Below are 9111 nucleotides of genomic sequence, written 5' to 3' on the forward strand. Positions count from 1 at the left end.
GATAGACCTAGATATGTGAGGTTTACCACAAAAGCAAAATGCCCGTAGAGCCGATAAAATAAGGCTTTGCGGACATTTAAGAAGATATAAAAAGATAGTCAAAAAGACATATATAATTTCCACTAAATTCTAAATAATATTTCCCTTGTACTTTAACTGGACGTAAGCCATGAAAATCCTCTATATCAAATAATGCGTGTCTTGCAGTATTTGCAACCGACAAATCGACATCAAATAGTGCTGATTCGTCAATTTCAAGTGCATTACACAGTGTCTTTAATGCCTTTTCTCTTGGTGTCTTTTTGTTCTTTTCATATTGTCCAATGCGGACATCTGCTGTGGCATCAGAGAATCCACAACGTATGCCTAATATTTTTTGAGTTAATCCACGATATTCTCGTATCTTTTTTATTTTTGCACCTATCGAGCCAGGCGAAATAAAATCATTATCTATTCTAAACATCATCATTCTCCTAACATACACGGCATAAGCGATGAATGATGATACCCTCAATAATAACAAAAATAAGAAGCATAAGGCCAACAATAAAAAGCATATGTTTCCCTCCCTTATCACATAAAATCATCTCTTTGTCAATAGTATCTTTTAAATTTCTAAGCGGTACATTGTCATAAAATAACACTTCACAAGAAAAGGAGCCTATAGCGCTTAATTATATTTCCAAGCCTCTATGAATTCACCCTCATAAAGGATATAGTACATATCCGGAAGGATCCCCTTCCCATCCACTTTTCTGATCTGGATATCTGTGATATATCCTTCTTCCAGATCATGCTCCGCCGCGATCAGATACGTGCCTGGCATACACTTGACCTTGCAGCCGTTTCCCAGAGCGGCGGCAGCTGTACCTTCTGCACAGGCAGCTGCACTTCCTGCGTGACCGGTCCGGATCACGGTAGTCTGGCAACCGCCGGCAAGTGCCAGTCCCAAATCTGCCCGGTGGAGCAGGATACTGCGTGATCCCAGGACTGAGGATAGATTTCCCGGATAACAGCTGTCCTGTACCGCGATACTCCCGGATCCGCTGCTCTGTATCCCTCCCATCCGGTTCCTGCTGATATTTCGTTTTCCTGTGCTGGATATCTCATGCTCAAAGAACAGGTTCTGGATCATCCGTCCCGGATACTCACTCAGTTTCCCGGCTTTTTCCTGCAGCCACCGCCAAAAGACTGCCCTCTCCTGTCTCTGTTCATGGATCTTGCCGGGTTCCGGTATCCGGATCTCAGGAGTTTTTCTTACCTGGCACCAACGGCCTTTCCGCAGGCAGTAAAGCATATTTTCCTGAATGATCGTCCCATCCACTTTCTGCACCTGGATGTCCAGCAGCTTCCCCTCTTCTCCCGGCTCATATTCCGAGCATATGAGGAAGCACCCTTTCCGGCCGCCGGCCAGAGCGTTCCAGCCATTTGCAAAAGCCACGCTATGCTCTCCGGCTGCCACTGCCAGGCTCTCATTTCCTGTTGTGACGGCGATCCCTCCGCTCCCGGACACAGCTGCCCACCCGCAGTTTCCTGTGTTCAGGGCAGCTCCCCGTTCACCGCCGCTGTATGCCCTTCCCCATTCTGCAGTGTTTACTGACACCCCCTTGTATCCCAGGCTCAGGACATTTCCATACCGTTCCGTATTCCCTGCAGCCCCGTATTCCTTTCTACTGATCTGTCGCATAATTCCTTCCTCCTCCCGCTTATTTTTTCAAATGCCCAGCTGCTCCATAAATTCAAATGTCACAGGGTCTATCTCCGGCTTTTCCTCTTCCTCTGGGTTCTCACCGGCCGTCAGTGATCCTTGTGATTTTACTTCCGGAGTGTCCGGCATCTTTTCGTTTTCCGTCCTTTCCTCCTGCAGTACGGCTGCATCCCCGGACACAGGCCCTGTCACAGCTCCTCCGAGCTTTCCTGCAGCCTTTGCAAGCTCTTCCCGGATCACCTGCCTCAGCTCACTTTTTGTCACTTCCACAGGCTCCTCAAAAGCATCAATAGCGCTCACGATGTAATGGATCGCGCTGGTATACCGTGCTTTGTCATAATGCTCCAGTTTTGAGATCGCCAAGCGGTGGGCGGCGATCTTACTGTTCAGCCTCAGGTCAACTCTTTTATTCTTCATCTGCATTTTCCTCCTTTTCATCGCCAGGGCAGTTTTCCCCTGACAGCTCCATGTAGATGCCGATACATCCCAGAGCCATCTCCACCAGCTGGTCATCCTCTGTCATGCTCACCCACTCCACAGCCCGGCTCCCGCAGTAAGGGCACCTCGGATACCCATGCGTGCAGCCTTTCACCAGCTCTTCACCCAGGATAAATTGCCTGCCGCAGCCATAGCACTCATATTTCACCAGGTTATCCTGATAAAAGCCTTTTACCCATCCATCTTCCCGATACATGGTCCATTCCCCCTTTTCTGTTTTTCGTATCATCTGGGATATCGTCTGCTCCCTGCCACACTCATGGTCCTTCCTTTCCCCGGCGTTTCACAGCCGGCTGTCCGGTCCCCTGTGCACGGCCCTGTGCCTGTAAAAGGCTCTTCTCCAGCAGTGAGAGATCATAGCTCCGCTCATGGAAGTTATGGAACCCGTTCTTTTTCTCTGCCTTTTTGTTCCGGACTGCGTTGATATGTAATGCCGTGTCTGCCTGGTATAACGATGTCAGCAGATAACTCCTGACATTCCGGATGGGCGGTCCGTTCCGGATCCCTTCCAGGATCGTCCGGATATGCTCAGAGCCCAGATTGGACAGCCGTTCACACATAGTCTTCCGGTCGATTCTTTTCTGGTTGACGGTATAAAAAGCCGCAGCACTGCCCGGAAGGGATACCTCCGCCATGAGTTCCACGATCTCGTCCAGGAGAGCCTGTCCGTATTTTGGGCGCAGAAGGTCATAGCCTATCTGCTCCCGTATCCGGCAGACAGCCTCCTCCTTCCCCTCTTCTCCCCTAAAAGACCTGGAAGAGGATTTTATTATATTTTGTTTATTCGTATTTAGTTTATTAGTATTTTGTAGGTGGCGATTTCCCAAGCTCGGGTTTTCCAAGCTTGGGTTTTCCGTGATTGGAAAATCCGATCCTGGTGATCCCCTTCCCCTGCTGTTTTTTCGATCATCCATGGATTTTTCTTTGCAGGCTGCCCGTTTTTTATCCACGATCGGATTTTCCGATCCTGGTAGAAACCCAGTATTTATGCGGGTTCCGTGAGCCTCCTCTTTTTCCTCCAGGGGCTCTGTTCCCGGTCCTTCCGGCTCTTCTGTCACTTCTGTTCCCGGCTCTTCCTGCTCCTCTATCACTTCTGTCCCTGGCGCCTCTATCGCTGCCCTCTCCAGCTCCGGGATCTCCATGTCAGGACTTTCACGGAAGATATACTCCGTGCAGAGTATCTGCCCCCTGTCATTCCGGATCTGCCGCCTGACCAGATATCCCTCAGCCTCCAGTTCGCTGAGGCCTGTCCGGACACTCTCGTATCCATCCCTGCAGTAGGCTGCCAGCCCCTTGACACTGTATTTCCAGTCGTCAGGAAGAGACAGCACCTTAGACATCAGGCCCATGGCCTTTAGCGAAAGGTTTTGGTTCTGCAGATGATGGTTGCTCATCACTGTATAGTTTTTGTTTTTGATCATCCGGAAAATATCTGACATAATATACCCCTTTTCATTTCTGTATCTGTTTATCCCAAGTGGGGATTTTTACTGATCCTGATCAGGTTTCATGAGCTTATACCTTCTTCGTTCCCATTCTTCCTGATCATCCACAAATTCTTGGAATTCATCCTGGAATTCTGCCATGAGCTTTCCACGCATCCCCCGGAGTGCACTTTCCCTCGGCCAGGCAGTGGATCAGGCAGTCCCTTAGAAATTTTGATATCTCTACCTCGAATGTCGTACAGGAAAACGGCTTCCCCTGGCTCAGGAGCTCTATCTGCCTGTCCAGCAGTGCCCTGGCGAATTCCTCCAGTCTCTTTACTTTCAAGGTCTGTTCTTGTTCCCGTTTCCTTCTCCTGGCTGATACCCATACGGATACTGTGATCAGGAGCAGCACAAGAATAAAATACATAGTCCTTCACCTCCATTTGTATATTTTATACCACGGCGTTTCCTTATTCTGTGTCCCGTACCGGGACAAACTCTGTATAGACATAACATTCGCCCTCCCCTATGTATGCGTGAAAAAGCCGTATGGTTGAAAATTCGCTGATGATCCTCTTACTTTCTTTTTCTGCTTCTTCCATGGTCATATCCCCTGTTGCTTCCAGAAGTTGGCACATCCCCAATAGCTGCTCTCTGAGTCGTATACATTGCCTGCAGCACACCTCCAGGTTGTCATATGGCCTTTGGGGATCATATAGCCTGACTGCCATTCTCAAGTACACATCGAATAATCTTTTATACTCTTCCATTTCCTTTTTTCCTTCTTTTCTTACAATATCTGTACTCCCGTAAAAACATTAATTTATTGTAAAATGACATCCCCACCCCTGCCAAAGAAATGACCTGCCCCTTTTTTCTCTTTCTTTGTAAAGGTAAATGATGTAATCTTCTGTAATTGTTGCTGATTTCCATAACTCTCTCCTTCGTATACTACAGTTCTGTCAACTCTGGGTTCTCCAGAATATTTCCGATCACTTTTGCATAATCCTCTACTGGTCCCAGTGGCATGTCCGGGAGCCCTTTTGCGGATACATAAAAGCCCACGTTATCCATATACTGTTTATCAACTGGGCAATATGCCCGATAGCTTCCTTGTTTCACCACCATATTTAACGCAAGGATGCGCCCTCCCAGATGGCTTTCTATCACATCACCTTCGTAAACTTCCAAGCCAGTAATATCCATTCTGCCTGTGCTCCACTGTAAGATGTAGTCTCCCGCTTCCAATACCCGGCAGGATTCCTGGATAATCACCAAACTCCCATCTGCCCGGATGGAGATCGGCTTTGTTTCCCAGCTCTTTGTTTCCTTATTCCAGATTCTATAGTTCATAAACCTTCCTCCTCATATCCCATAACGATCAGCGGAATGGCAGCTCATCATCAATGTCATCCGGGATGTCCGGAAGGCCATCCGCAGGTGCCGGCCCTTCTGCCGGCGGCTGCCCCTCCTGCGCACGCCTGCTCTCAGCAAACTCCTGTTCCTCTACAACGATATCCGTCGTATATACCTTTTTTCCTTCCCGGTTTCTGTAGCTTCCGGTCTGGATCCTGCCGCTTATGGCTATCCGGGTGCCCTGGCGGAAGTATTTCTCTGCAAATTCCGCCTTTTTATCAAAGCAGATACAGCTGATAAAGTCTGCAGTGGCTTCCCCCTCCCTCTTGTATTTTCGGTCAACTGCCAGGGTATAACGTCCGACAGCCATCCCCTTTTCTCCTGCAGAGATCCGGATATCCGGATCCCTGGTCAGTCTTCCCATGAGTATCACTTTATTCACGATCAAAAACCTCCTATTTGTAGGTACACCCTGTTTCCCGTTCTTTTATGGATATCCTTCCAACAACTTCATATCCCATGAAGTCCAGGAAAAGCTTTACCAAAAAGATGGCCCGGCCTGCCCTCTTCCTCCTGATCCAGGCAAGACGCTCACGCTCCCGGTCCACGCGGAAGACAGCTACCGCTTCCGGGATATTGGTGTATCCTTCATTGTTTTTTACATCCATGCTCCTTCCCCCTTTCACTGTGGGATCTCTTGATCTAGTAAAGCAGCATGATCCCTTTCTCATACAGCCTTTTACTAACAGCCTGTATTACTTCTGGCTCATAGTTTTCCGGCTCTGCTTCAAATGCCCGTAACACATACAGCAGATCTCCAGTCTCATATCCGTTTATTGCCTTTATCTTCTCATTTAACGGGCTCTCTGCCTGTCTTGATACCTGAAATGCTCTCATCCTTGTTCACCTCTCCATTCCCCTGCAGAGCCATTCAAATCCTTTTGCGTTCGCATGGATATCTGTGTTAAAAATAATGTTCTCTCCTTTCAGGTCCCCATAATTCTTGAACACCAGGGAACCGCCGCAGCAGAAAAGGCATTTCTGGAATCTCAGGTTGATCCCCTTCTGCTCCAGTTCAGCAAGCACCTTTTTTGTATATTCACGGATAAGCTCCTGCGTGGCCGCTGCAAGCTCCTCCGGTAGATCCCCGGTCCGAAGCTGCAGCACCTCCTGGATACTGTAATCATCAAGCTCCATGTTATACTGCATCCGGAAATACTTCTGGATATCGTCAATGCAGGTGAGGATCCCCACCGGCAGGCTGATGCACTTTGACAGAACGGGCTTTTTATTGATGACCTGCAGAATGTCGATCGTTCCGCTTCCCACATCAATGACATTGACCCTGCCGTCATAGGATGCGATCTGGGGGGCTATCACCGCATATCCCTGCGGAAAGATGACCACCTTTTTGATCCTGATGTGATAATCCTTCCCGGAATACCAGAAGTGCACCTCCTTCTTCTGGCTGAGATAAGTCTTGAAGGCATCCTTCTGTTTCCCAAAGAACTCGATCGGAAGTCCGCAGGCCAGGATGAAGCTCCCATCCTTCCTTGGGTACTTCCTCATTTCGATCTCCTTCGCAATGGCCGCCAGTGTCAGGTAATAATAATCCATTGTTTTAGTCTTGTCCGGATCATAGGCCTTGCGGTTCTCACCAATCACATGATAGGCTCCGTCTATCTGCAGGACCCCGTCTGCCATCGGCGGCTCTACTGCATACGTGTCCAAACCGCTGATGAACACGCTTCCGACTGTCTTCATATATCCATTCCCATGGTCAATACCAATAATATAATCCTTCATTTTTCCTGTCCTTTCTTGATCACTATCTCAAATATCTGATTTAAAAGTTGGTCTGTCCCCAAAGGTGATAGAGCCCATAAGCAGACAAAAAAGCAATAAAAATATATAATAATAGGATCACAGATGCTATAAATATGTCTCTTATACGCTCGTATCCGGTTAGAAGATAGGACAGAGCATTCATCACTGAGGCTGTGCCTATTATCCACACCATGATCGGCAGTATCCCATTTGACTTATCCGGCATAAAGAACTGATACGCCAAGTATATTATGATCGCCATATCAAAAAACAGATTCAGTACACTGAATGCAGTTCCTATTTTAAACAGTATCCTGTTATCACTGCGTTCCGCTGCTTTCGCTGTCTTTACAGTGACAGATATAAAAACAAAAGCTGTCAGAATCAATAAAATTGTTATAAAATAGCTTATTATAGTTTCGGACATTACTTTCACCTCTTTCTGAATGCTCCATAACCTTAAATAAAATCCCGTGTACATATCACTGCATAAAACATAAGGATCATGTATACAAATATTATAAATATGAAAAAAAGATCATATAATTTAGCGTTAGAATAATTTCTTGCAATTTGCAGATATATGGCTACATGTATCATGATAAAAATAACTAACAATACTAAATAAAAATTCATTTCTGTTCGCCTCTATGTTTTTTTGACTCCTAATTGCCAGAGCGACAATTGTTCCTGATAGTCTTTCTCTTCCCTTTGCTTCTCTAGCTCTGGCTGCCGGTACATCATGATCTGCATATCCGTAAACTCACTGTCATACAGCAGAATGTAAATAAACTGCAGCACGCATAGGATCATACTTGTTATGTAGAGTTTATTGTTGTCTTTTCGTATAGCCGCATCTTCTATCTTACCAATTACGATCGTCCAGATTACGGCTATCAAGACAGCGATAAGTGTCACGGCAAGACTTTTCATTGTAGCTTACACCTCTTTCTGTACTTTCATTAAACCTCACGATTCCTTATGTTTATTCGATCAATACACTCATCTGGAGCAATACACCTACGATCCATATGAACGCGTAGGTCCGGACCCTGGAAGTAAATGACGTCATCTCTTCACCAATACCCATAAGGTCCATACAGAAGGTAAGTAATACTAGGAATAATAAGAACATAAAGATCATTAATAAACCTTCTACATCTGATCTCATATTTGCCTCCTCTTTTTTCAGTGATCGCAGTCTACGATAAATACCGGACCACGGGTCCCAAGAGCATATAGATAAAAAAGACTACAAGGATCAGCGAATAGATCAGGCCTATCACCGATACGACGATTGCTATTATAGATGATCTTACGTTTCCACTTACGTCTGCTGCTTTCATAAGCCTTACGCTAATAGCTGCAAGCAAAAAAGATATCAGGGTCGATAGCAATACAAAAAATAAATCAATAATAACCTTTGACATTGCTTTCACCTCTTTCTGAGTAATAAAAAAACCAATCACCGAATAAGATGATTGGTTCATGGGTTTATTTTTTTAATATACACTTATTTATGAAGTACCATACAGCATGCAAAAAAACGGGGACAGTTCCAAATGTAATTACACAAACGCTACCAATGACTCCAACTACCCTTGCTGCTTCGTGGGATATGACAAAGAATAATAACAAAGCTACAAAGATCGTAAATGCAGCGATACATATTACCAACCTACAATAAAAGAGCACTTTATTGCCTAGATCAAAGTCCCCTATCTTATAATACGTTTTATCTCTTAAGTAATTATATTTAATATTGATCTTAGGCTTCAATCCGTTTATAGCGCTTTCAAAATCCGTATCTGTATCTGCACCTATTATGTCCGAAATACCTTTACTTATAGAGTCGTCAAAAAACAAATAATTAAATTCCCATATACTTGTGATCCGATTAATGAATTCCTGTCTATTTACTCTCTTTGCTTCGTATTTGTCCATCAACATTTTCAATGGGCCATATGCAGATATTAATTGTTTTTCTCTTAATTCCTTAACTTTTTTATCCTTATCTTTGATTCTATACTCCAGGATCGTATAAAGTATTGTTATAGCTCCGCTAATAGGAAGAAGTAGAAGTTTCGTTTGAAACCACTCTATCATACGCATACCTCACTTTAAGTAGTTTCAATAAATTATATACCATAACTTACCAATCATCAATATTCAGTTATCAACGAATCATGAAAGCTTATCTCAGCCTATAATGAAAATAGGATACTGACTCCACTACTTTTTTCACTTCTCTTTTTGCCTTACAATAGTCTTAGGCAGGATTAAGTTTGATTGCAC

16 protein-coding genes are annotated in these 9111 nt (G+C 45.0%); all 16 read right to left on the reverse strand.

Annotation, left to right across the window (positions count from 1 at the left end; genetic code table 11):
- Positions 1 to 76: 76 nt before the first annotated feature.
- The 16 genes from MUB35_RS29920 to MUB35_RS29995 all read right to left on the reverse strand — a co-directional run bounded on the left by MUB35_RS29920 (position 77) and on the right by MUB35_RS29995 (position 8922).
- The gene (locus MUB35_RS29920) at positions 77 to 463 is read right to left on the reverse strand and encodes a helix-turn-helix domain-containing protein (protein ID WP_244807347.1); all 387 of its coding nucleotides are present in this window, start codon (positions 461 to 463) and stop codon (positions 77 to 79) included.
- Positions 464 to 670: 207 nt separating this feature from the next.
- Positions 671 to 1687, reverse strand: coding sequence for a hypothetical protein (locus MUB35_RS29925; RefSeq protein WP_244807348.1), 1017 nt, complete (start codon positions 1685 to 1687; stop codon positions 671 to 673).
- Positions 1688 to 1714: 27 nt separating this feature from the next.
- Positions 1715 to 2125: a hypothetical protein gene (locus MUB35_RS29930; protein WP_244807349.1), complete on the reverse strand. Its 411-nt coding sequence runs from the start codon at positions 2123 to 2125 to the stop codon at positions 1715 to 1717.
- A complete protein-coding gene (locus tag MUB35_RS29935) occupies positions 2115 to 2435 on the reverse strand; it encodes a hypothetical protein (protein ID WP_244807350.1) in 321 nt (106 codons plus the stop codon). The genes MUB35_RS29930 and MUB35_RS29935 overlap by 11 nt, the downstream gene beginning before the upstream one ends.
- A gap of 28 nt (positions 2436 to 2463) precedes the next feature.
- Positions 2464 to 3645: a DUF6017 domain-containing protein gene (locus tag MUB35_RS29940; RefSeq protein ID WP_244807351.1), complete on the reverse strand. Its 1182-nt coding sequence runs from the start codon at positions 3643 to 3645 to the stop codon at positions 2464 to 2466.
- Positions 3646 to 3772: 127 nt separating this feature from the next.
- On the reverse strand, positions 3773 to 4060 hold the full coding sequence (locus tag MUB35_RS29945; RefSeq protein ID WP_244807352.1) for a hypothetical protein: 288 nt from the start codon (positions 4058 to 4060) through the stop codon (positions 3773 to 3775).
- Positions 4061 to 4103: 43 nt separating this feature from the next.
- A complete protein-coding gene (locus MUB35_RS29950) occupies positions 4104 to 4403 on the reverse strand; it encodes a hypothetical protein (RefSeq protein WP_244807353.1) in 300 nt (99 codons plus the stop codon).
- On the reverse strand, positions 4390 to 4566 hold the full coding sequence (locus MUB35_RS29955) for a hypothetical protein (RefSeq protein WP_158587372.1): 177 nt from the start codon (positions 4564 to 4566) through the stop codon (positions 4390 to 4392). Before MUB35_RS29955 ends, MUB35_RS29950 begins: the two co-directional genes overlap by 14 nt.
- An 18-nt stretch (positions 4567 to 4584) precedes the next feature.
- Positions 4585 to 4986, reverse strand: coding sequence for a YopX family protein (locus MUB35_RS29960; protein ID WP_244807354.1), 402 nt, complete (start codon positions 4984 to 4986; stop codon positions 4585 to 4587).
- A 28-nt stretch (positions 4987 to 5014) separates the two neighbouring features.
- Positions 5015 to 5431: a single-stranded DNA-binding protein gene (locus MUB35_RS29965; protein ID WP_244807355.1), complete on the reverse strand. Its 417-nt coding sequence runs from the start codon at positions 5429 to 5431 to the stop codon at positions 5015 to 5017.
- Positions 5432 to 5444: 13 nt separating this feature from the next.
- Positions 5445 to 5657: a hypothetical protein gene (locus MUB35_RS29970; protein ID WP_118594187.1), complete on the reverse strand. Its 213-nt coding sequence runs from the start codon at positions 5655 to 5657 to the stop codon at positions 5445 to 5447.
- A 34-nt stretch (positions 5658 to 5691) separates the two neighbouring features.
- Positions 5692 to 5886, reverse strand: a complete 195-nt coding sequence (locus MUB35_RS29975) for a hypothetical protein (RefSeq protein ID WP_118594186.1) — start codon at positions 5884 to 5886, stop codon at positions 5692 to 5694.
- Between the two features lie 6 nt (positions 5887 to 5892).
- The gene (locus MUB35_RS29980) at positions 5893 to 6795 is read right to left on the reverse strand and encodes a ParM/StbA family protein (protein ID WP_227211495.1); all 903 of its coding nucleotides are present in this window, start codon (positions 6793 to 6795) and stop codon (positions 5893 to 5895) included.
- A gap of 40 nt (positions 6796 to 6835) precedes the next feature.
- Positions 6836 to 7243, reverse strand: a complete 408-nt coding sequence (locus tag MUB35_RS29985) for a hypothetical protein (protein ID WP_244807356.1) — start codon at positions 7241 to 7243, stop codon at positions 6836 to 6838.
- Positions 7244 to 7464: 221 nt separating this feature from the next.
- Entirely contained in the window at positions 7465 to 7749 is a 285-nt protein-coding gene (locus tag MUB35_RS29990; protein WP_244807357.1) for a hypothetical protein, read from the reverse strand.
- A gap of 561 nt (positions 7750 to 8310) precedes the next feature.
- Positions 8311 to 8922: a hypothetical protein gene (locus MUB35_RS29995; RefSeq protein WP_244807358.1), complete on the reverse strand. Its 612-nt coding sequence runs from the start codon at positions 8920 to 8922 to the stop codon at positions 8311 to 8313.
- Between the last annotated feature and the right edge of the window lie 189 nt (positions 8923 to 9111).

The organism is Blautia sp. NSJ-175 (genome assembly GCF_022867815.1).
Classification (GTDB): domain Bacteria; phylum Bacillota; class Clostridia; order Lachnospirales; family Lachnospiraceae; genus Blautia; species Blautia celeris.